General features: G+C 61.2%; 19 protein-coding genes and 1 pseudogene. 10 read left to right on the forward strand and 10 right to left on the reverse strand.

Annotated features, from left to right (window positions below):
* Positions 1–37: 37 nt before the first annotated feature.
* From BSK43_RS30190 to BSK43_RS30210, 5 genes are all read right to left on the reverse strand, one after another.
* Entirely contained in the window at positions 38–958 is a 921-nt protein-coding gene (locus BSK43_RS30190) for an SMP-30/gluconolactonase/LRE family protein (protein ID WP_077467208.1), read from the reverse strand.
* A gap of 35 nt (positions 959–993) precedes the next feature.
* Complete coding sequence (locus BSK43_RS30195) at positions 994–1,944, reverse strand: ABC transporter permease (protein WP_077467209.1); 951 nt, start codon at positions 1,942–1,944, stop codon at positions 994–996.
* Entirely contained in the window at positions 1,941–2,885 is a 945-nt protein-coding gene (locus BSK43_RS30200; protein ID WP_077467210.1) for an ABC transporter permease, read from the reverse strand. The genes BSK43_RS30195 and BSK43_RS30200 overlap by 4 nt, the downstream gene beginning before the upstream one ends.
* Complete coding sequence (locus BSK43_RS30205; protein WP_077467658.1) at positions 2,882–4,372, reverse strand: sugar ABC transporter ATP-binding protein; 1,491 nt, start codon at positions 4,370–4,372, stop codon at positions 2,882–2,884. The genes BSK43_RS30200 and BSK43_RS30205 overlap by 4 nt, the downstream gene beginning before the upstream one ends.
* A gap of 81 nt (positions 4,373–4,453) precedes the next feature.
* A complete protein-coding gene (locus BSK43_RS30210; protein WP_068393917.1) occupies positions 4,454–5,470 on the reverse strand; it encodes an ABC transporter substrate-binding protein in 1,017 nt (338 codons plus the stop codon).
* A 297-nt stretch (positions 5,471–5,767) separates the two neighbouring features.
* Here BSK43_RS30210 and BSK43_RS30215 point away from each other — a divergent pair, with 297 nt between their 5' ends.
* The 3 genes from BSK43_RS30215 (at position 5,768) to BSK43_RS30225 (ending at position 9,370) form a co-directional block, all read left to right on the forward strand.
* Positions 5,768–7,006 carry a sensor histidine kinase gene (locus BSK43_RS30215; protein WP_068392108.1) on the forward strand — a complete coding sequence of 413 codons (1,239 nt, stop codon included), beginning with the start codon at positions 5,768–5,770 and terminating at the stop codon, positions 7,004–7,006.
* Positions 7,003–7,734 carry a response regulator transcription factor gene (locus BSK43_RS30220; protein WP_077467211.1) on the forward strand — a complete coding sequence of 244 codons (732 nt, stop codon included), beginning with the start codon at positions 7,003–7,005 and terminating at the stop codon, positions 7,732–7,734. Before BSK43_RS30215 ends, BSK43_RS30220 begins: the two co-directional genes overlap by 4 nt.
* Positions 7,735–7,837: 103 nt before the next feature.
* A complete protein-coding gene (locus tag BSK43_RS30225; RefSeq protein WP_077467212.1) occupies positions 7,838–9,370 on the forward strand; it encodes an altronate dehydratase family protein in 1,533 nt (510 codons plus the stop codon).
* 15 nt (positions 9,371–9,385) lie between these two features.
* Here the strand turns inward: BSK43_RS30225 and BSK43_RS30230 are convergent, their stop codons facing one another.
* Positions 9,386–10,381, reverse strand: coding sequence for a GntR family transcriptional regulator (locus BSK43_RS30230; protein WP_077467213.1), 996 nt, complete (start codon positions 10,379–10,381; stop codon positions 9,386–9,388).
* Between the two features lie 221 nt (positions 10,382–10,602).
* Between BSK43_RS30230 and BSK43_RS30240 the strand changes: the two genes are divergently transcribed.
* The gene (locus BSK43_RS30240; RefSeq protein WP_077467214.1) at positions 10,603–11,400 is read left to right on the forward strand and encodes a creatininase family protein; all 798 of its coding nucleotides are present in this window, start codon (positions 10,603–10,605) and stop codon (positions 11,398–11,400) included.
* Here the strand turns inward: BSK43_RS30240 and BSK43_RS30245 are convergent.
* Positions 11,388–12,356 (reverse strand): LysR substrate-binding domain-containing protein, encoded by a 969-nt coding sequence (locus tag BSK43_RS30245; RefSeq protein WP_068393916.1) that lies wholly within the window; start codon positions 12,354–12,356, stop codon positions 11,388–11,390. The genes BSK43_RS30240 and BSK43_RS30245 overlap by 13 nt on opposite strands.
* Positions 12,357–12,540: 184 nt before the next feature.
* Here BSK43_RS30245 and BSK43_RS30250 point away from each other — a divergent pair, with 184 nt between their 5' ends.
* The 6 genes and pseudogenes from BSK43_RS30250 (at position 12,541) to BSK43_RS30275 (ending at position 18,693) form a co-directional block, all read left to right on the forward strand.
* Positions 12,541–13,557: an ABC transporter substrate-binding protein gene (locus BSK43_RS30250; RefSeq protein WP_077467215.1), complete on the forward strand. Its 1,017-nt coding sequence runs from the start codon at positions 12,541–12,543 to the stop codon at positions 13,555–13,557.
* A gap of 144 nt (positions 13,558–13,701) precedes the next feature.
* On the forward strand, positions 13,702–14,526 hold the full coding sequence (locus BSK43_RS30255) for an ABC transporter ATP-binding protein (protein WP_077467216.1): 825 nt from the start codon (positions 13,702–13,704) through the stop codon (positions 14,524–14,526).
* Positions 14,526–15,392 carry an ABC transporter permease gene (locus tag BSK43_RS30260; RefSeq protein WP_077467217.1) on the forward strand — a complete coding sequence of 289 codons (867 nt, stop codon included), beginning with the start codon at positions 14,526–14,528 and terminating at the stop codon, positions 15,390–15,392. The genes BSK43_RS30255 and BSK43_RS30260 overlap by 1 nt, the downstream gene beginning before the upstream one ends.
* Positions 15,392–16,704, forward strand: a pseudogene (locus tag BSK43_RS30265) (cytosine deaminase). The gene BSK43_RS30260 and the pseudogene BSK43_RS30265 overlap by 1 nt, the downstream one beginning before the upstream one ends.
* 1 nt (position 16,705) lies before the next feature.
* The gene (locus BSK43_RS30270) at positions 16,706–18,115 is read left to right on the forward strand and encodes an FAD-binding oxidoreductase (protein WP_077467219.1); all 1,410 of its coding nucleotides are present in this window, start codon (positions 16,706–16,708) and stop codon (positions 18,113–18,115) included.
* Entirely contained in the window at positions 18,112–18,693 is a 582-nt protein-coding gene (locus BSK43_RS30275) for an NAD(P)H-dependent oxidoreductase (RefSeq protein WP_077467220.1), read from the forward strand. The genes BSK43_RS30270 and BSK43_RS30275 overlap by 4 nt, the downstream gene beginning before the upstream one ends.
* A 70-nt stretch (positions 18,694–18,763) precedes the next feature.
* Here the strand turns inward: BSK43_RS30275 and BSK43_RS30280 are convergent, their stop codons facing one another.
* The 3 genes from BSK43_RS30280 to BSK43_RS30290 all read right to left on the reverse strand — a co-directional run bounded on the left by BSK43_RS30280 (position 18,764) and on the right by BSK43_RS30290 (position 23,092).
* Positions 18,764–20,455 (reverse strand): ABC transporter ATP-binding protein, encoded by a 1,692-nt coding sequence (locus tag BSK43_RS30280; protein WP_077467221.1) that lies wholly within the window; start codon positions 20,453–20,455, stop codon positions 18,764–18,766.
* Positions 20,452–21,396, reverse strand: coding sequence for an acetamidase/formamidase family protein (locus BSK43_RS30285; protein ID WP_077467222.1), 945 nt, complete (start codon positions 21,394–21,396; stop codon positions 20,452–20,454). Before BSK43_RS30285 ends, BSK43_RS30280 begins: the two co-directional genes overlap by 4 nt.
* Positions 21,397–21,475: 79 nt before the next feature.
* Complete coding sequence (locus BSK43_RS30290) at positions 21,476–23,092, reverse strand: ABC transporter substrate-binding protein (protein ID WP_077467223.1); 1,617 nt, start codon at positions 23,090–23,092, stop codon at positions 21,476–21,478.
* Positions 23,093–23,100: the final 8 nt, after the last annotated feature.

Here is a 23,100-nt window from a genome sequence, read left to right on the forward strand (position 1 = left end):
CGTCGGCGTCCCGGCAGCAAAGCACCAGACGAAACCCTCACGGCACCTGCACACCCGTCGCCGCCGTATAGACGCGATAAAGCGACTTCGTGGCGGTGATGAACAACTGGTTGCGACGGGGGCCACCGAAGGTGAGATTGGCGACCGTCTGCGGGATCTTGATCTTGCCGATCAAGGCGCCATCGGGGGCAAAGCAGTGCACCCCGTCACCGGCGCTCGTCCAGATGTTGCCGTCTATATCGGCACGGAAGCCATCCGGAATGCCGGCGTCAATGCTGCAGAAGACCCGGCCATTGGCGAGCTTTCGCCCGTCGACGACGTCGAACACGCGGATGTGCCGCGGAAGGCTGGCATCATGGCTCGCGGCAGAGTCGGCGACGTAGAGCTTCGTCTCATCGGGTGAGAAGGCCAAGCCGTTCGGCTGGCGGAAATCGTCGACGACGATTTGCAGGTCTCCAGTCGTGGGATCGAGCCTGTAGACGTTGCGCGTCGCCTGTTCCGGCTCGGCCCTGTAGCCTTCGTAATCCGACATGATGCCGTAGGTCGGATCGGTGAACCAGACTGATCCGTCCGAGCGGACCACAACGTCGTTGGGGGAGTTCAGCCGCTTGCCCTGGTAGCTGTCGGCAAGGACAGTGATCGAGCCGTCAATTTCAGTGCGCGTCACCCGGCGGGCGCCGTGTTCACACGAAACCAATCGCCCCTGGCGGTCACGCGTATTGCCATTGGCGAAATTCGAGGGCGCGCGAAAGATCGACACATTGCCGCCAGGTACCCAGCGCAGCATGCGCTCGTTCGGGATATCGCTCCAGATCAGGCATCCGGTGTCTGCGAACCAGACCGGTCCTTCGGCCCAACGGCAATCGGAATAGAGTTCTTCCAGGCCGGCGCTCGGAACCACAAGGTTGCGGAAACGCATGTCGTAGATTTCGAAAACGGACGGGGCGTCGTTTGGCATTGCTATTGTCCTGTAAAAACTGCTGGGGATCAGTGTCAGCGCCCGCCGACGGGACGGCCGCCAGCGACGAGAATGACGGCTATGATGATGAAGCCGGTGAGAATGAGCCTCGGGCCGGCGCCGAAACCGTATGTGTTCAGCATCGAGACGACGAGGAACATAAAGAGGGACGCACCCCATATGCCGGGCACGTTTGAATCTCCGCCGGCGACCGCCGTGCCGCCGATGATGACAACAGCGATCGACATGAGCAGGTATTCCGCACCCATATTGAGGGCAGCACCACCGGAGAAGCTGGCGAGAAGGTAGCCGCAGATCGAGGCAAGGACGGCGCAGAGCACATATGTAGCAAGCCGCGTTCCATCGACGGGGATGCCGGCCATGCGCGCGGCAAACATGCTCTGCCCGATCGCCGAGATCCAGCGGCCGTAGATCGTCTTTTCGAGCAGCAGCCAGGCAAGCGCCGATAACAACAAGGCGACAAGGGCGATGTTCGGAATGCCGAGCACGCCTGACGTTGTGAAGTCGGCCAATTGCTCCGGCGGCTTGATGCGCAGCCCGCGATTGCTCCAGATGGCGGCCGACTGGATGATGAAACTCATCGACAGGGTCGCGATGATAGGCGGAATGCGCAGCAGCTTGATGAGCGCATAATTACCGACGCCAATGCCGAGACCGATCAGGATCGAGACCAGAAGGCCGGGCACAATCATGCTGTCCTCGACATTCATGAGCTTCAGCGCAATCGTGCCTGCAAGCGTCATTGTGGCAGGCACGGAAAGATCGATATTGCCGGGACCAAGCGTGATGACGAACATCTGCCCGATGCCGACGATGACGGAGAAAGCGGCAAAGGTGAGCGCGGCCTGCGACAAGCCGACCGAGCTGGCACCGCCGGTGAAAAGCACGGTAACGATCCACACGAGGATGGCGGCGATGAAGGACCAGATCCAAGGCTTCCGGCCGAGCGCGCGAAGAGCGATCATGATTGTTTCTCCCGCTTTTCGACACGGTTGAGCAAGAGCCGCAGGGCAAGCACGATGATCAGGATCGCGCCCTGCGCGCCGATCTGCCAGTCCGGCGAGATCCGCAGGAACGACAGGAAGGAGCCCGCCAAGGTCAGCGTCAGCGCGCCGATAACCGCGCCAATCGGCGAGATGCGGCCGCCGGTGAACTCGCCACCGCCGAGGATGACGCCGGCAATCGACAGCAATGTATAGCGCAGCGCAATATTCGCATCCGCCGAGGTTGTGAGCCCGACGAGCGCAATCCCGGCCAGCACTGCGAAAAGGCCTGCCAATGCATAGGCTGCGGCCCGCAAGCCAACAACCGACCAACCCGCCCGCTGCAGCGATCGTTGATTACCGCCGACGCCGCGGATCAACACGCCGAAGGACGAGCGCATGACGATCAGATGGGAAATCAGCGCGATGACGACGCTCGCGACGATCGCCATGGGAACGAGCGGCGGTTTGGAGGTCATCAGCCAGCGCGCCCAATCGGGTGCGGTGCCCCCGGGAGCGGGCAGCAGCAGAACCGCCAAACCGCCCCAGACGAAGCTCATGCCAAGCGTCACGACGATTGAGGGCAGATCCCTGATGTAGATGACGACGCCGATCACGGCGTAGACGGCAATCGCCACCAAAAGGATGAGGATGCCAATGAGCGGGGAGGACTGCAGATAGGTCGCCGCTACACAGGCGGTGAAGCTGACAAAGGTTCCCATCGACAGATCGAGATCGTTGACCGACATGATCATCATCTGCGCGATGGTCGCCAGCGCAATCGGCACGGCGAGGTTGAAAAGCAGATTGAGGCCGATATAGCTCATGGCGCGCGGCTGCAGATAAAAGACCGCAATGAGCAGAACGGCCAGCGAGAGCGCCGGGATGAGCAGACGCAAGGTAGCGGCGGAGGGGCGGTTCATGCGCCCTCTCCCGCAAAAGAAGCGGCCAGCACATTTTCCTCCGTGATTTGCTCACCGACCAGCTCCGCGACGATGGCGCCGTCCCGGAAGACATAGGCGCGATCGCAAAGCCGGATCTCATCCATCTCGGTCGAATACCAGATGAAGGTGCGGCCTGCCGCTGCTTCATCGTTCAGGATTCTGTAGACTTCCTGCTTGGTGCCGATATCGACGCCGCGCATGGGATCGTCCATCAGCACGATCGGCGCTGTCGTGGCCAGCGCACGGGCAAACAGAACCTTCTGCTGGTTACCGCCCGAGAGGGACAGGATGCCGTTTTCCATCGTTGGCGTGCGGATTTCGATCCGCGCCTTCCAATCAGCCCCCAGACCATCCTCACGCCGCCTGTTGACGAGGTATTTCTCCGAGAGATCACCGAGCGATGCGATGCTGAGGTTCTTCAAAATACTCCACAACGGAAAGGTGCCGTTCAGGCTTCTGTCGCCGGCGACGAAGGTGATCTTGTTTTGCTTGCCTGGCAGCCAGTTGTTCGACAGGGAGCGATGCAGATCGAGCAGCATGTCCGTCTGGCCGTGGCCCGCGAGACCGGCAAGGCCGATCACCTCGCCCTTGCGGGCCTCGAAGGCAAGCCCCTTGCCGCCTCGCGCAGGCAGCGCCAGGATGGACGCTGCCGCGACACTCTCCCCGCCACCGCTCTTGCGATCCTGTTCCTTGACGACGCTGCCCATCGCCTGGACGAGGCTGTGCACACTGAAATCCTGAGCGGCGCGATCGGCGACGACACGGCCATCTTTCATGACGAGGATGCGGCTCGCGGTCGACAGGATCTCGCCGAGAATATGCGAGATCAGCATCACGGCGCCGCCGGTTTGGACGAAGGTCCTGACATAAGTCATCAGTTGCGCGGCAAGCCCGGCATCGAGCGAGGACGTGGGTTCGTCCAGAATGACCAGCTTCGGCTTTTCGCCGACGGCGCAAAAGGTGATCGCGATCTCCACCATCTGCCGCTCGGCGATGGAAAGCTCGCCAACGGTGCGCATCACATCGATCTTGTGACCGGCGAAAATCTCGTCGAGCTTGGCGCGGATGACCGTGGCCGCCTGCCAGCGCCAGCTCCAGCCGGCAAGGCCGCGATGAACGACCCGCATGTTCTCGACAACGGTGAGGTTCGGCGCCAGCGACAGTTCCTGGAATACGCAGCGAATACCATGCGCACGGGCAGCGTTGATGCCATGCACCTTGTCGTCGCCTTCATAGGCGATCGAGCCCTCATGCGGACTGAGGCCGCCATTGATGACATTGACGATCGTCGACTTGCCGGCGCCATTATGACCGACGAGCCCGATACATTCTCCGGCATGGACCGTCAAGTCGGCACCATCGAGTGCCTTGACGGCGCCGAAATGCACCTTGACGCCACGCGCGGAAACCACTGCCGGCTGCACAGGGTCCTGCTTTATCGAAGAGTTGTCTTTGGCTGCAATCATGGATCGTCCGGTCGGGCGTTGCGTATGGCCGGCACCGCCTCTCATCGGTGGTGCCGGCCTTTAATCGCTTGGGAATATCGATCACTTCGCCGTGGCGATGACCTTCTTCGCATCGTCAAGGGAGTATTCGACGTTGGCAACGCCGCCAGCCTGCGTGGTGGCAAGGTTGGTTTCGAGATTGTCCTGATCGATGCGCAGGAACGGCACGACCAGATCCTTCTTCACGTCCTGGCCATCGAGGATCTGCTGGGCGACCCAGAAGGCGAGCGTCGAGACGCCGGGCGCGATCGAGACGGACATGGTCTCATAGCCGCTCGCGTCCTTCTCCTTCTTCCACCAGGCAAGTTCATCCTGACGGTTGCCCATGACGATGGTCGGCATGGTACGCTTTGCCGCTGCGAAGGCCTGCGCAGCGCCATAGCCGTCACCGCCCTGGGTCACGACCGCAGCGATATCGGGAAGGCTCGGCAGGATGCCGGCGACGGCGCGCTGGGCAACATCCTGCGCCCAATCGCCATGGACCGAGCCGACGATCTTGAACTGCGGATATTTCGCGGCCGCATCGTGAATACCGGCCGAAATCTCGTCGTCTACCGAAACGCCGGCAAGCCCGCGGATTTCGAGGATGTTGCCACCTTTCGGCATCTTCTTGGCGAGATATTCGACCTGGCTTGCGCCCATGCCCTTGAAATCGACGGCAATGCGCCACGCACAGGGTTCAGTAACGATGCCGTCGAAGGAAACGACGACGATCTTGGCGTCGCAGGCTTCCTTGATCGCGCCGTTCAGCGCGGTCGGAGACGCGGCATCGATGACGATCGCATCATAGCCCTGCAGGATCATGTTCTGGATCTGGGCGGCCTGCTCGGTCGCCTGGTTCTCGGCCGTCGTGAACGGATCGGCGGCGGCAACGACGCCTGCTTTCACAGCTTCGCCGGTCACCTTCTGCCAGCTGGTGAGCATGGCCTGGCGCCAGGAATTGCCGGCATAGTTATTCGACAGGGCAATTTTTTTGGATGACGTATCTGCAAAGGCAGCACCCGGCGCGGCAACGCATGCGATGACGGCGGATGCCAGAAGCATCTTGGTAATATTCATTTTTTCCTCCCAAAGAGCCTGTACTTCCCGTTCCAGGCCAAGATTTTCGAACGCGCTCCTCAACGATCGGTCGAAAATAATATTTGCACTGAAGGTTCCCCTGTCAGTACAAACAGGATGTCGGAGATTGTGACGCTTGTACAGGCGCTTAAAGGGCAAGGCCTTGCGGGATCCCGCAGAAAAAATGCGCAAGTCCGCAAGACGAACCGCATTGATCGGCGCTTAATAGAGTCGGAAATTTGCATGCTGCGTTGGCCGGAGGAGTATAGGTCGGCGCAATGCCTGGGAGGGCGTAACTTGCGCGATCTGGCGCCACAATCGGTTTTCGACCATTACCTTAACATTTCAAGGCTTCTCGCCGGGCGATTGGAATTTCACTCCGTCATCCAGGCGGTCGCGGCAGAGATTAGCCATGTCATTCCGCATGATCATCTCGACGTCTGCATCATCCTGGTGGATGAGAAATTCCATACAGCCTATGAAAGCGGACTGGAGACAGACTGGGGCAAGCGTTTCCCCGCGCCCGTCAACAACAGCCCCATTCGCTCGCTTCTCTGGGGTGAAACCGACTATCTGCTGACCGATGACGCCTGGAGCGATCCGCAATTTCATTTTCAGGGCGCGTTCTCGCACCCGATCTTCCATCAATCGCTGCACAGCCGCCTGCATGTTCCCCTAAAAGTGCAGGGCCATGTCATCGGTGCGCTTTCCTGCTCCAGCCACCAGATGGCTTTCTACGACATGCGGGACGTCGAAAGCGCGCGCGAGATCGCCGATCTGCTGGCACCGCATTTCTTCGCCATCCGCGCTGCCGACCAGGCAAAGCGGGCTGCCATCGTCGAGGCGGAGGCACGCGCCCGTGAAGAGGGTCTGCGGCTCGGCGCACTGAAGCTGACGGAAGCGCTTGAGGCGGAGCGCCAGCGCATCGGCATGGATCTGCATGACCAGATTCTCGCCGACCTCACCCGCCTTTCGCGGCGGCTGGAACGGCTGGCCCGCCAACCTGACGTCACCGGTGAAGCGCTTGAGCCGCTGTTCAGAGGTCTGCAGCACAGCATGCACGACCTTCGCCAGATCATCGAGGAAGCGAAGCCCTCGGTGTTGCAGCTCTTCGGCTTCGCCCAAGCGGTGGAAAACCACCTTGAGCGCTCGATCCAGGAAAGCGGAGCAACACTGGCATGGACCCTGAACGACGAGACCGCCGGCGCCATCGATTGTCTCGAACAGCCCGTCACCATCGCACTCTTCCGCATCGCGCAGGAGGCCATCAACAATGCCATACGTCATGCGCAGGCGGGGAACATCATGGTTCACCTGAAAGCCGCCGAGGGCGCCGTTACCATAGAGGTCGTCGACGACGGCCTGGGACTGGGTAATGCCCGCAGGCCATCCGGCGGCGGCATCGAAAACATGAAGACCAGGGCGCGTCTGATCTCGGCGCGCTTCGGCGTCAAGGCCGCGAGTGCATCGGGAGGCACGCTCGTCAGTGTCAGCCTCCCCGCGAAGCCGCAAGCGGCCGGAGGAGCAGCAGCATGAAGGTCCTGATCATCGAGGACGATCCCCTGCATCGCTCTTATCTGAACGAGGCCGTCCGCGCCGCCCTGCCCGAATGCGACGGCGTGCTGGAAGCTGAAAACGGCAATGCCGGCGAACGGCTGGCGCGCGACTGCAAGTCGGCCCATGTCGTCATGGATCTGCAGATGAGCGAGCGCAACGGCATTGAGGCCGCCCGTACCATCTGGAAGGAGCGGCCGGAGACGCGGATCCTGTTCTGGTCCAACTATTCCGACGAAGCCTATGTGCGTGGTGTGTCGCGCATCGTGCCGATGGGTGCCGTCTACGGCTACGTCCTGAAGTCGGCCTCCGACGACCGGCTGAAGCTCGCGCTTCGCAGCATCTTCATCGAGAGCCAATGCGTGATCGACCGCGAAGTCCGCGGCATGCAGCAAAAGAGCCTCGGCAACATTAACGGCTTCACCGAGGCCGAATATGAGATCCTTGTCGACATCGCACTTGGCCTTACCGATCGGGCAATTGCGCAGAGACGCAATCTCTCGGTTCGCAGCGTGCAGAACCGGCTACAGCAGCTCTACGTCAAGCTCGGCGTCTATCAGCCACTCGGCGGCCAGAGCGATGATGGCCGGTTCAATCTGCGGGCCCGAGCAGTCGCGGTGGCGCTCCTGCGAAAGCTGCTCAACCACAGCGCACTCGAGCGGGCAGAGGCGGATCTTACCGCATGGCTCGCCCGCCAGCCGCACAACTGATGGATAGAACTTAGCCACAAGTGCCAATCGTGCTTGACGCCTTCCCTCGAATAATTGTCTATTGCTAGCAATAGACAATTATTCCAACCTCACGGAATCGCTCATGTCAGCCGCCGTTTCACCTGTCATCCTCCTCAACTCCATTGACGACGTCGCCGTTGCCCGCGCCATGATCCGCGCCGGAAACCCGACAGGCATCGAGGGATTGACCGCCGTCGATCAGATCCCGCGCGGACACAAGGTAGCTGTACGCGATATCCCAGCCGGTCAGGAAATCCGCAAGTTCGGCCAGCCGATCGGCGTGGCAACGCAGTTCATTCCGGCGGGCGGCCACGTGCATCTGCAGAATCTCGCCGTAATCGAATCCGACCATCCCTACCAGTTCAGCGTCGACATCGAAGAGCCGGGCATGCTGCCGAGCCAGGACTGTCGCACATTCATGGGGTTCGATCGCGGCGCCGGCGGCGTCGGTACTCGCAATTTCATCGGCATCATCACCACGGTCAACTGCTCAGCCACCGTGTCGAAATACATCGCCGAACACTTTAACCGCACGGGCGGCCTCGAAGGCTTCGACAATGTCGACGGCGTCGTCGCGCTCACCCATGGCGGCGGCTGCGCGATCAACACCAATTCCGAGGGCTATCGCTACCTGGCGCGGACCCTGCAGGGCTATGCCCGCCATCCAAACTTCGGCGGCATCCTTATGATCGGCCTTGGCTGCGAAACCAACCAGATCGCGCCCATTCTTGAACACTACAAGCTCGAAGAGGGGAACCGGCTGCGCACCATGACGATTCAGGATCTCGGCGGCACGCGCAAGACGATTGCCGCCGCATCCGAGATGATTCGTGACATGCTGCCAGAGGTAAACGCCGCCAAGCGAACCGTGCAGCCGCTTTCGGATCTGAAGCTTGCGCTGGAATGCGGAGGCTCTGACGGTTATTCCGGGATCTCCGCCAATCCGGCGCTCGGTTACGCATCCGATCTTCTCGTGCGCAATGGCGGCACATCAGTTCTCGCCGAAACCCCGGAGATCTACGGCGCGGAACACCTGCTGACGCGGCGTGCGGCAACACCTGATGTCGCCGAAAAGCTGCTCTCGAGGATCGACTGGTGGCGCGACTATACGCGCCGCAACAATGCCGAACTCAACAACAACCCCTCCTACGGCAACAAGCTCGGCGGTCTCACCACCATTCTCGAAAAGTCGCTTGGCGCCGTCGCCAAGGGCGGCACCATGCCGTTGAAGGCCGTCTATGAATATTCGGAGATCGTCGACAAGCCCGGCTTCGTCTTCATGGATACGCCCGGTTACGATCCGGTTGCCGTTACCGGCCAGGTCGCGGGCGGCTGCAACGTCATCTGCTTCACGACGGGCCGAGGATCGGTGTCGGGCTTCAAGCCGGCGCCCTGCATCAAGATCGCCACCAATACTGAGATGTACAATCACATGCGTGAGGACATGGACATCAATTGCGGTGACATCGTCAGCGGCGAGGACACGATCGAGGCGGCCGGCGAGCGGATCTTCGAAGACATCATTGCTGTCGCTTCGGGCAAGAAGACGCTGAGCGAAACCTTCGACTATGGCGACAATGAATTCGTGCCGTGGCAGGTCGGCGCCATCACCTGATATCATGCCGATGCTCTAGGTGATAAAACTATAGTCATCCGGCTGATAATGCTCGCGAATATAGGCAGCGCGCGCCTGGACGCTCGGCTGCGAGCCACGGATGTGGTCACGCATTGCCTTGCGCAGCCCCTCCTTGTCGCGCTTCATCATCATCTCGAATACGCCGATATGCTCAGCGAGAAACGGCTCATATTCCGGCCTCTTGATGCGGCTGCCGACGACATGCTTGCTGAGCGTCAGGATGCAATGGGTGCGCTTGAGGATGTTCAGGAACTCCTTGTTCGGGCAGGCCTGCAGGCTGCGAAGGTGAAGGTCAAGCTCCAGCTCGTACATGGTCGAAGCCGAAACATCCGGATAGTCGGCAAGCGCTTTCGAGAGCCGCGCCAGCATCGCGCCGATATGATCGTCCGATAGGCTGCCAAGGGCACTTGAGAGGGCCAGCGGTTCGATCTGCTCGCGCACCTCATAGAGATCGCGGATACGTTGGCTGTCGAGCGGGACGATCGACCAGCGAAAATTATCGTCCTTCTCGGTAATCCCGAGCGTTTCGAGCTTCAAGAGTACGTCGCGCGCAACCGCCCGTCCGACCCCGAAATGCCGCGCGAGCTCATTTTCATTGATCCGGCAGCGCCCGAAGAACGAACGATAAACAACTATACGCTCAACGTTTTCGTAAACCGCCTGCCAGGCAAGCATTGGCCGGGCGTCCGTCTCGATCAGCTTGCCGAGATAGTCGGCCAGGTTCGCCCGCCTCGGCGGTGTTCCCAACGAGCCGACGACAAAACCGCGGCCCTCGAAACGATTGATCAACCCGTCATCCACAAGCATCTGCAGCGCCTGCCGCACCGGCGCGCGGCTGCTGCCGACGATACCGGCAAGGGCGGCCTCTGTCAGCACCACGCCTTCCGGCACAGCCCCTTCCAGGATCTCAGCCTTCAGCCGTCCGTGAAGCTCCTCATAAAGGCTCCGCTTGCGCGGACTGCCGCCGCTCTCCAAGTCCGCTACGCTCATGCCATGCCATGTCCCAATTGCCTAGATCTCTCGCCGCAGCGAAAGCATCGCATAATTGCGAGAAGCACAACAACCCGGAAAGTTGATCAACGCCAACCTTCAAAGGCGCGCATCGCAAGCGCGCGCAAAAAGGCAGCGGCACGGCCGCAAATTGATGCTTTTCACCGTCATCATGCTTGCCGTATCCGTTACTCACGAAATGCTGACGCGAGGACACGGCAATGGCAAAGCCCTTTTACTGGAACGAGCTCAACACCTATGATTTCGCCGGTCTCTCGCCCGACACCACGATTGCCATCCTGCCGATTGCTTCGACGGAGCAGCACGGCCCACATCTGCCGATCGCAACGGATGTCGCGATCGCCCAAGGCATGCTGGCGGAGCTGAAGGCTCAGCGCCCCGACGATCTGGATTTCCTCGTGTTGCCCACACAGGAAATCGGCAAGGCCAACGAACATGTCTACGGCCCCGGCACGCTGTCGCTCGGCGCGGAACTGCTGATCCCGGTCTGGACCGCGATCGGCGCGAAGGTCGCCGAAGCCGGCATTCGCAAGATGGTGATCGTCAATTCCCATGGTGGCAATCTCGATATCATGGGCATCGTCGCGCGAGAGCTGCGCGTACGACACCAGATGGCCGTCGTCGCCACCCAATGGACGCGCTTCGGCACGCCTGATGGCATGATCGATGAACATGAGCAGCGCTTCGGCATCCATGGCGGCGACGTCGAAACCTCACTGATGCTGCATTTCCGCCCTGAGCTGGTGCGGATGGACAAGGCTGAGAATTTTGCTTCCAAGGCGGAATGGATGAAGGCGCATTCCAAATATTTGCAGCCGCTACCGCCGCATTCGCTCGCCTGGATCGCGCACGACCTCAACCCGAACGGCGTCGTCGGCAATGCCGCCAACGGCACGGCGGAAAAGGGTGCACTCATCTGCCGCCACGAGGTGGCAGGCTTCATCGAAATGCTGCGCGATCTGCGCGACTATCCGCTCGCCAACCTCTATTCGAAATAGGCATCCGCGCGGCGCCGCTCCGAAGGCGGCATGATATGCCCCTTTGCCTGCAGTTCCTCGACCATCCCGGCGAGTTCGGCGAGCAGGTATTCGACAAACAGGCTGGTGGCGGCGTCGAGCGACGCTCGTGTGCGGGCGAATAGTTTCATCGGCTGAGGCCGCGAATGCGGTTCAGCGATCGGCCGAAATACCAATTCGCCGCGCCGACACTCGGTAATCACATCGAGTGGATTGAGCAACGTCAGACCCGCCCCACACTTCACCAGCTGCTTCAGCATTTCCGATGCGCTGCTTTCCAGCACCGGCTCGACCTGCACGGAAAGGCGAGCAAGCGTCAGATTGATGACATCCCTGAGGCTGGTGCCCGGCTGCGCCAGCAGCAACCGCTCTTCCACGACGTCGGCAAGGTTGATCGGTCCCGGCCCTATCAGGGGATGGCCGGGCGGTAGAACGACGCCGATCGGAATATCGAAATTGCCGAGTGAGCGGATGCCAGGCGTCGCCGGTATGTTGAAGCCAAGGCCGATATCGACCTCGCCCGAAAGCACCGGCGCCATCGTCGTCGAACCGGAATCGTTGCGCAGCTGAATGAAGACGCGCGGATGTTCGGAAAGAAAGCGGGCGATGATCTCGGGCAGTGGTCCAGACGCCAACCCAACCGTCGCCACCATTCGAACCTTGCCGGCCTGTTGCATCTTGAGGCTGCGGATGCGCCCCTCCAGCCGCTCGTAGTTCTTCAACACCTCGCGGATGTGCTCGATACAGAGCTCCCCCGCCGCCGTCAGCCGCAGGCCGCGCGGCAGCCTCTCGAAGAGCGGGGCCCCCATCTCCTCCTCCAGCGCCAGAATCTGGCGGTTTATCGCCGATGACGCCACATTGAGCCGCGCCGCCGCCTTGCGGATCGAGCCGCAGCGGGCGATTTCATGGATGTAGAGAAGCCGTCTCGAGTGCAGCATGCGCATCCCCATTGCATAAATTTTGCCCAGGCCGCACAATTTAGGCACAGACCCAGGGACAGATGCCTAAAAGGCATCAATGCGCACGAATTTTGATGCTTTTCAAAGCGCAAGGCAATCGCTCAAATGCAGAAAATGGGCGTCACTGGCGGCGTCCCATGGCAGATAAGGGGAACAGTCAGCCATGTCCAATGCATTGAAGATCAAAGCATTTCTCGCCGTCATCGGCCTCTCGGCCGCCATAGCAGCGGCAGAGCCGGCAAATGCTCTCGACAAGGTGACCTATGGCACCAATTGGCTCGCACAGGCCGAGCATGGCGGCTTCTACCAGGCTGTTGCCGATGGCACCTACAAGAAATACGGCCTCGACGTGACGATCGTTCAGGGCGGACCCAATGCTGCCAATTCGGCGCTGCTGATCTCCGGCAAGATCGATTTCTACATGGGTGGTCCTCAGCAGGAAATCGACGCGGTGAAGCAGGGCATTCCGATCGTCGATGTCGCCGCGATCTTCCAGAAGGATCCGCAGGTGCTGATCGCCCATCCGGATGCCGGTGTTGAGAAGTTCGAGGATCTCGCCAAGCTGCCAAGCCTGTTCATGAGCAAGGACGGCTACATCACCTATTTCGAATGGATGAAGGCGAACTTCCCCGGCTTCAAGGACGAGCAGTTCAAGCCCTACAACTTCAGCCCCGCGCCGTTCCTCGCCGACAAGCAGTCGGCCCAGCAGGGCTATCTGACCTCCGAACCCTACGAGATCGAAAGGCAGGCCGGCTGGAAGCCGAAAGTCTTTCTGATCGCCGACGCCGGCTATTCGCCCTATTCGACGATGATCACGACGCAGACCGCATTGGTTCAGAAGAACCCGGACCTGGTGAAGCGCTTCGTTAACGCCTCGATCGAGGGCTGGTACAATTATCTCTACGGCGACAACAAGGCGGCCAACGATCTGATCAAGAAGGACAATCCCGACATGACGGACGGCCAGATCGCCTATTCCATCGCCAAGATGAAGGAATACGGCATCGTCGAGTCCGGCGACGCGCTCGACAAGGGCATCGGCTGCATCACCGACGCCCACTACAAGAAGTTCTTCGACGAAATGGTGCAGATCAAGGTCTTCGACGCCGACATCGACTACAAGAAGGCCTTCGATCCACAATTCGTCTGCAAGGGGTTTGGAATGGCCCTGAAGAAGTAAGTTTTAGCACCTCCCCCTTGGGGGAGGTCGCCGCAAAGCGGCGGGTGGGGGTGACGAGCCGAGATTTCGAAGGATCACCCACCCCGGAGCTTTGCTCCGATCCTCCCCCCTCAAGGGGAGGGTGGATCAACAAAGAGCCGAACCATGACCCTGTTTGACGCCACCACGATCACCAAAGCAGAAGTGCGCAAGCGGCCGCTTGTTGTCATGGAGCAGGTCTCCAAGATCTTCTCGAACGGCACGCTGGCGCTTTCCGGCATGTCGATCAATGTGGAGAGCGGCGAGTTCATCAGCCTGCTTGGCCCCTCCGGCTGCGGCAAGTCGACGGCCTTGCGCATCATCGCCGGCCTCGGCGGCGCTTCCGGCGGCAGGATCGACTGGCCGAGCTCGCGCATCAATGCCAAGGGCCTTCCAGACGGCGATATCAGCTTCGTTTTCCAGGAGCCGACGCTGCTGCCCTGGAAAACCGTCTTCGGCAATGTGCATCTGCCGTTGAAGCTGCGAGGGATTTCGAAGGCTGCAGCCTACGAGCAGATCATGGAGACTCTCGAAACCGTCGGCCTTCAGGATTTCGCCGAGGCCTATCCGCGTGAATTGTCCGGCGGCATGAAAATGCGTGTCTCGATCGCCCGCGCTCTGATCACCAAGCCGAAGCTGCTTTTGATGGACGAACCCTTTGCCGCGCTCGACGAAATCACCCGCCAGAAGCTCAACGATGACGTTCTGCGCCTCTGGCAGACGACGGGTATCACCGTGATCTTCGTCACTCATTCCGTCTATGAATCCGCCTATCTCTCCAACCGCATCGTCGTCATGAAGGCCCGTCCTGGCCGCGTCCACACGGATTTCCCGCTTGTGACAAGCGGCGAGCGCGATCCGCTTTATCGCTCTTCGGAAGAATACCGGCAGGTCTGCGAGAAAGTGTCCCGTTCCCTGATCGAGGCCATCGGCTGGCCGGAGGCCCATTGATGAGCGAAAGCACCAGCTTGCCCGCCGATCTCTCAGCCGAGATTGCCGACGCATCTCCGGCCGCAGTGGCGAAAAAGAGAAATGCCGAACGCGCGCTCGGCGTCACCGTACCGGTCCTGACCGTCGTCGTCCTGGTCGCCCTCTGGCAGCTCCTCGTCGTCGGCGCCGACATTCCGCAATATATCCTGCCGAGCCCGATCGCCGTTGCCAAGGCACTCGTCTCCGACTGGGGCATCCTGTGGCCGGCACTCTGGGTGACCACGCAGATCACCTTCATATCGCTGGTGCTGGCCTTGATAGGCGGCGTCGGCTTTGCCGTCTTCCTCGTGCAGTCTCGCTGGATCGAGCTCGCCTTCTATCCCCTCGCCGTCATCCTGCAGGTAACGCCGATCGTGGCGATCGCGCCGCTGATCCTGATCTACGCGCCGACGCGCGAGTCAGCGCTGCTGATTTGCGGCTTCCTCGTCGCCTTCTTTCCGATCCTGTCCAACATGGTGCAGGGATTGAAGAGCGTCGACCACAATCTCCTCAACCTCTTCGATCTCTATGGCGCATCCCGCTGGCAGGCGCTGCTGCATCTGAAGCTGCCGGCCGCCCAGCCCTATTTCATGACCGGGCTTAGAATCGGTGGCGGCCTGTCGCTGATCGCATCCGTCGTCGCGGAATTCGCCGCCGGCTCCGGCGGGCCCAATTCCGGCCTCGCCTTCCGCCTGCTCGAAGCGCAATACCGCCAGAACATGCCGCGCTTGTTTGCCGCCTTGCTGCTATTGTCGGCGCTCGGCGTCGCCATTTTCGCCTTCACCTCCTTCATCTCATGGCTGAGCCTGCATCGCTGGCATGAGAGCAGCCTCAAGCGGGAGAACTGATGTCCCACGCCTTCATGTCGCCGCCGAATGCTGCCCGCTTCGTGCTGAGCAATGCCACCGTTCCCGCCGTGACACTCTCCGGCTTTCGCGGAACTGCCAGCGAAGGGCTGGTCAAGGCCGATATCGTCGTCGCCGACGGCCTCATGAAGGATATCCTGCCGCCCGGCGCTGCACCCGCCGAGTTCGCCAGGGTCGATATGCGAGAGGGCATGGTCTGGCCGACCTTCGTCGACATGCACACTCATCTCGACAAGGGCCATATATGGGAGCGGCGCTCCAACCCGGACGGCAGCTTCATGGGCGCGCTCGATGCCGTGCGCACGACCGCGAGGCCAACTGGTCGGCCGATGATGTGCGCAGGCGCATGGAATTCTCGCTGCGCTCGGCCTACGCCCACGGCACCGGCCTGATCCGCACCCACCTGGATTCGCTGGCGCCGCAGCACCGCATCTCCTTCGAGGTCTTCACCTCGGTCCGGGAGGCCTGGAAGGACAAGATCGCGCTCCAGGCTGTTGCCCTCTTCCCGCTCGACAGCATGGCGGACGATGCCTTCTTCGCGGATCTGCTAAACGTCGTGCGCGATGCCGGCGGCCTGATGGGCGGTGTCACGCAGATGAACCCGGATCTTGACGCGCAGCTCGACAAGCTGATCCGCGCTGCCGCCGACAACGGCCTCGACATCGATCTGCACGTCGATGAGACCGAAGACAGAGAGGTGCTGACGCTGAAGGCGATCGCCGAGGCCGTGCTGCGCAATGGCTTTAGCGGCAAGGTCACCGCCGGCCATTGCTGCTCGCTTGCTCGCCAAGACGAGAAGGTCGCCCGCGCTACCATCGATCTCGTCGCCAAGGCCGGGATTTCCATCGTCTCGCTGCCGATGTGCAACATGTACCTGCAGGACCGCCATCCAGGCCGCACGCCGCGATGGCGTGGCGTCACCCTGCTGCACGAGCTTGCCGCCGCCGGCGTGCCGACAGCCGTTTCCTCGGACAATACCCGCGATCCCTTCTATGCCTATGGCGATCTCGATCCGGTCGAAGTCTTCCGCGAGGCCGTGCGCATCCTGCATCTCGACCATCCGCTGGATACGGCCGCCCGCGTCATCACCACCTCTCCATCAGCCATTCTCGGCCGCCCCGAGATCGGCCGCCTCGCCGTCGGCGGCCCGGCCGATCTCGTCCTCTTCAGCGCCCGGCGCTGGAGCGAATTTCTTTCCCGCCCACAGTCCGACCGCGTCGTCCTTCGCAAAGGCAAGGTGATCGACCGCAGCTTGCCGGACTATCGTGAACTCGACAGCGTCATTGGAGCGTAAAATGCCGGATTATCAGCGCATCAAGAAGGAACTCGAAGGCATCGCCATCGAAGACAATCCGGCGCTCGTGCGCCAGAAAAGCCGGGATTTCTACTGGTATTCGCCGATCCTGAAGGCCCAGCTCGACAACGTCACCGCCGACCTCGTCGTCACGCCGAAAACAGAGGAAGAGGTGATCCGCACGCTGAAGGTCGCCTATGCGCATGACGTGCCCGTCACACCGCGCGGCGCCGGCACCGGCAATTACGGGCAGGCCATGCCGCTCTCCGGCGGCATCGTGCTCAACCTCGCCGCCATGAACAGGATCAAGGAAATCTATCCCGGCCGCGTCGTCTGCGAACCCGGCATCGTCATCGCCGAGCTCGACCGCCAGACCAAGGCCCATTCCGGTCAGGAGCTGCGCTTCCACCCCTCGACCGCGCAAACGGCGACGATCGGCGGCTTCATCGCCGGCGGCTCCGGCGGCGTCGGCTCCATCACCTGGGGCGGCCTGCGCGATCTCGGCAATATTCTGCGCCTGCGCGTGGTGACGATGGAAGCCGAGCCCCGCGTCCTCGACCTCACAGGCTGGGACCTGACCAAGGTCAGCCATGCCTATGGCACCAACGGCATCATCACCGAGATCGAAATGCCGCTCGCCCCCGCCTATGACTGGGTGGACGTGCTGGTCGGCTACGATGATTTCATGGACGCCGTTCGCTTCTCCGACGCGCTTGCCAAATGCAACGGCATCCTCGTCAAGGAAATCGCGCCGATTGCGGCACCTATCCCGTATGAATATTTCACCCGCCACAAGCCCTATATTCGCGAAGGACAGTCGGTCGTGGCGCTGATGATCGCGCCGCACTCGATGGAACCCTTCGTAGCCTTCGCCGCGCAGCAGAGGGGCGAGATTACCTTCCGCTCCGACAAGGTGGAGAGCATGAAGGGCATCCCGCATGCCTATGAGCTCGCGTGGAACCATACGACGCTGCGGGCCATCAAGGTCGATCCAACGATTACCTATCTGCAGGTGCAGTATCCGGGGCCGGATCATGTCGCCAAGGTGCAGAAGATGGTCGAGATCTTCGGCGACGAAGTACCCGGCCATCTCGAATTCATCAGGTTTGACGGCCAGATCCAGTGCGCCGGCCTGCCGCTGGTGCGTTACACCTCCGAGGCACGGCTGGAGGAGATCATCAGGATTCATCAGGATCACGGCTGCCCGATCTTCAATCCGCACCGCTATACGCTGGAAGAAGGCGGCATGAAACAGACGGATGCCGTCCAGCTCGCCTTCAAGAAGGAAACCGACCCGAAGGGCCTGCTCAACCCCGGCAAGATGATCGCCTGGGACAATCCGGACTTCGACTTCAAATCCGGCAAGAACTACCTCTTCCCGGGTTTGGCGGCACTGATGGAGGCCTCATGAAGGTTCTCGTCCTTCATTCGCATCCGGTCGAGGAAAGTTTTGGCGGTGCGCTGCATCGCCAGACCATCGAGAGCCTCAAGGCCGCCGGCCATGATGTCGACGACTGCAATCTCTATGCCGAGGGTTTCGACCCCGTGCTGTCCCGTCATGATCGCCTGATCTACCATGACTATCCCGAGAATACGGAGGCGCTAAAGCCCTATGTCGAGCGGCTGGAGCGCACCGAGGCTCTGGTGATCGTCACGCCGGTCTGGAATTTCGGCTTTCCGGCCATTCTCAAAGGCTATTTCGACCGTGTCTGGCTTCCTGGCGTCTCCTTCGAACTCGTCGACGGCAAGGTGCGCTCCAAGCTGCAGCATATCCGCAAGCTCGGCGCAGTATTGACCTATGGCGCCGACCCTTTCCGCGCCTTCATCGCCGGCAATCCGCCGAAGAAGATCGTCAAGCGCGTGCTGCGGGCGCAGATCAAGCCCTTCGCTCCGGTCGTCTTCCTTGCTCACTACGACATGAACCGCTCGACCGACGAGACGAGAGGGCGCTTCCTCGAAAAGGTGAAGCAGGAAATGACGCGGTTCTGACCGTTGCACCAGTGTGACCGCGACCACATCGACGCCGGAGGTCGGGTCGGCCGAACGCCTTCAAACAGAACTACAGTACCGCCTGGCGCCCCATCCGATAATAGGCGGGATCGGGGACCGGAACCGCGGCCATGAGGTCTCGCGTATAGTCGTCGCTCGGATTTTCGAACACCTGCCGTCGCGTACCCATCTCAACGATCCGGCCGCCGCGCATGACGGCGACGTGATGCGACATTTTCTCGATGACAGCCATATCGTGAGAAATGAACAGATAGGCGAGGCCCATCTGCTCCTGCAGCTCCAGCATCAGATCCAGAACGCGCGCCCGAACCGAGACGTCGAGCGCCGCCACGCTTTCGTCGGCCACGATGAGTTTCGGTTCGAGCGCCAATGCCCGCGCGATGCAAATGCGCTGGCGCTGGCCGCCCGAGAATTCGTGGGGATAACGGCTTGCAGCGTCTGTCGTCAGCCCGACGCGCTTCAGCAGTGCTGCGACGCGGTCTTGTCGTTCGGAGGCATTGCCGACATTGTGGATGACGAGAGGCTCGGCTACCGCCGAACCGACGCTCATCCGGGGATCGAGCGAAGCGTAGGGATCCTGAAAGATCATCTGCGCGGCGCGACGCGTTGGCTGCATTTTCGAAGGGGAGAGACCGCTGGTCTCGCGGCCTTCGATTTTCACGCTGCCTGAAAAAGCGATGAGACTGAGGATCGCCTTGCCCGTTGTGGACTTGCCCGATCCGCTCTCCCCGACCAACCCGAGCGTTTGCCCCGCCTTGATCGCGAAAGAGACTTCGTTGACGGTCGGTGCGTTTTTTGCACCCCTGCCGAACAATCCTGCTTTTGCACCATAGGTCACGCTCAGCTTCTCCACCTCGAGGATGGAGCCAGCGGCTGGTGTCGCCTTCTTCGGCATGTCCGAAACGCGCGGCGGCTCATCGGTGCCGGCATGCGCGCCGAGACGCGGCACCGCAGCCAGCAATTCGCGTGTGTATGTCTGGCTTGGCGTACCGAAGATGGCAAGCGCATCGCCCTGCTCGACAATGCGGCCGTGCTGCATGATGGCGACGCGATCTGCCATTTCAGCCACCACGCCCATGTCATGGGTGATCAGCAGGATCGAGGTGTTGAATTCGTTGCGAAGCTCGCGCATCAGCGTCAGGATCTGCGCCTGCACGGTAACGTCCAGTGCAGTGGTCGGCTCATCGGCGATCAGCACCTTGGGACGGCAGGACAGAGCCATGGCGATCATGACGCGCTGGCGCATGCCGCCCGAAAGCTCATGCGGATATTGCTTCAGCCGTTTGGCGGCATCGTTGATCTGGACGGCGTCGAGCATCGATCTGGCAATCTGCACTGCGCCGCCTGCGGTGTCGGCCTGATGCTCGCGAATAGCTTCGACCAGTTGTTCGCCGATCGTCATCACCGGATTAAGCGAGGTCATCGGCTCCTGGAAAATCATCGCCACTTCGCCGCCGCGGATCTGGCGAAGTGCGCGATGCGGTATGCCGACGATATTGCGGCCTTCCAGCAGGATCTCGCCGGACGCGACCTTGAGCGAAGCCTTAGGCAGCAGGCCCATGATCGAAAGCGAGGTCACCGACTTTCCCGATCCGGACTCGCCCGCAAGGCAAAGCGTCTTGCCCGGCTCGAGGTCGAAGCTCACATCGTCGAGGATGCGCTTCAACCCTTCCGGCGTTCTGGCATCGACGCTCAGATTGCGGACGGAGAGAACCGAGGGGCGGTCGCTTTGAGTGGTCACGCGAAGACGATCCTTGGAAAGTAGAAGGAGACCACCCAGTTGGGCATGTCGACGATTTCGCTGATCCTCAGATCTCCACAAACCGAGCAAAGCATGTAGGCATCGACGGGATTGAGGCCGTGCTCGGCGGTAAGAAGATCGATCATGCGCATGACCGCCTCTTGCGCGCCGGTCATCAGATCCGGGCCGATACCCGTTGTCACTTCGTAGCCGGCGCCATCGAGATGCCGCGTCACCGGCTCGGTGGTCGTAAAGCGCGGCGTCTTGAGGTTTGCGCCCTTCACCAGATCGAGGGTCAGTTCCACATTCATCTGGCTCTCGATTGCCGTGCCGCAGACTTCGCCATCGCCCTGGGCAGCATGCGTGTCGCCGACGGAAAAGAGCGCGCCTTCGGTTTCGATCGGCAGGTAGAGCGTGACGCCCGCCGTGAGATCGCGAATGTCCAGATTGCCACCGACACGACGGGGTGGCACGACGGAATGAAGACCGGGCTCGGCGGGTGCCACGCCAATCGTTCCGGCAAATGGCTTGAGCGGCACCCGACCGCCGGGCCCGAATGCGGACGGCGCCATCGTCACGCTATCGTATTTCCAGACGTGCAGAGCCGGTTCCTTGAACTGGTCGGCCAGAAGGCCGAAGCCGGGAATATTGGCCGTCCAGCCGTGGCCGGTTGGGTGGAATTTGCGGATCGTCACCTTGAGAGCGTCACCTGGCTGAGCGCCCTCCACATAGACCGGACCGGAGACCGGATTGATCTTGCCGAAATCCAGATTTGCAAGCGTCTCCAGCGTAGCGTCGGCACCCAGCTGCCCGCCCGATGAATCCAGGCATTCGAACAGGATGGTTTCGCCCGCCTTGGCTGTCAGGGCCGGCGGAAAGTCCTTGTTCCAGCCGAAATTATGCTGTGCGCGATGAATGGTGTGGGTGCAGGCGATGCACATGATAGTCTCCGGGTTCAAATCCGCTGGCGATCATCTCCCCCGCGCACTGCGAGGGAGATGGCTTGGTTTCTTTGGCTTGCTACTTCACGAAGATCGCGTCGTAGTTGATGACGCGGGTCGGATCGACATAGATGCTGCCCGAACCACCCATGCGCGGCGACTTGGCGACCACGCGGCGCTCGTTGATCACAGGCACCCATGGAGCATCCGCCATGATGTCGGTGAAGATCTTGCCCCAGGCAGCCTGGCGTTCGACGACCTTGGCCGGGTCCGACATGGAGTCGGCGGCGACGGCGCGCTCGTCGAGAGCCTTGTTGCAATACCACGACCAGTTCCAACCGCCGGGAACGGCACCGGAGCAGCCGAGGATCGGGCCATAGAAGTTGGACGGATCCGGGAAGTCGGCGATCCAGGCCATGCCGCCGGACCAGATCATCGGCGCTTCGCCTTCGGTACCGCCGGCGGAGATGACATTGGCTTGCGCAAGCGCGCGTACTTCAGCCTTGATGCCGACGGCTGCCAGATCCTGCTGGATCGATTGAGCGATGCGCGGCTGCGGATCGGTATTGGTGGAATAGAGCACCGTCGAGAAGCCATCGGCATAGCCTGCTTCGGCAAGCAGGGCCTTGGCCTTTTTCACGTCATAGGCAAAGCCCTGAAACGACTTGTCGTATCCCGGCATCAGCGGCGGCAGGACCTGATTTGCCGGCGTTGCACGGCCATTCAGGATGCGCGTGATGCGGTCCTTGTTGACAGCCATGTTGACCGCTTCGCGGACCTTCAGATTGTCGAACGGCTTCACCCGGGTGTTGAGCGTAATGTAGCCCGTGTGAAGCTGCTCGCCGTCGACGATCATGTTCGCGCCATCGGGAGAGTTCTTGATCTCCAGGAACTTGGCCGGCGGTATGCCGTCGCCGACGATATCGACCTCCCCCTTCTGCAGTCGCAGCAACGCCACCAGCGGCTCCTGGCCGACCTCAACGGTGAAACTGTCGACGTGCGGAACATCCTTGGCGAAATAATCCTTGTTGCGCTCGAAGACGAGCTTCTGGCCGATAGTCCAGTCCTTCAGGACGAAGGTGCCGGAGCCGACCGGCTTCTTGCCGAAATCGCCGTTCGCAGCCTCTACGGCCTCCTTCGGCACGACGGAGGCGAAATTGATCGCCAGCACATGCAGGAAGGTCGCATCCGGGCGGCTCAGATGGAAGACGACTGTGCTTGCATCAGGCGCTTCGATGCCCGGAAGATTGTCGGCCTTGCCGGCCGACATATCGTCATAGCCCTTGATCGCGCCGAAGAAGCCGGCGCCGGGACCCTGTGTCTTCGGATTGACTGCGCGCTCGATCGAGTACTTGACGTCGGAGGCGACGACTTCACGGCCGTTCGAGAACTTCACGCCCTTGCGCAGCTTGAAAGTATAGGTCTGGCCGTCGGGTGAGACGGTGAAGCTTTCAGCGAGCGACGGGACCAGCTTTGCCGTACCGGGCTCATAGTCCATCAGCCGCGAAAACAGGCTCTTGATCATCGACCAGTTCACCCAGTCGTAGCCGATAGCCGGGTCGAGCGTCGTGATATCGTCCTTGTAGGTGACGATGATGTCGCCGCCCTGCTTCGGCTGATCGGATGCATGAGCTGCCAGCGGCATAAAGGCGAGGACGGCGGCTGTCGTCGTTCTGAGTAACCAGCTTTTGAACATAGGTTAGT

The sequence above is a fragment of the Rhizobium sp. P44RR-XXIV genome (genome assembly GCF_001999485.2).
Lineage (GTDB): Bacteria > Pseudomonadota > Alphaproteobacteria > Rhizobiales > Rhizobiaceae > Rhizobium.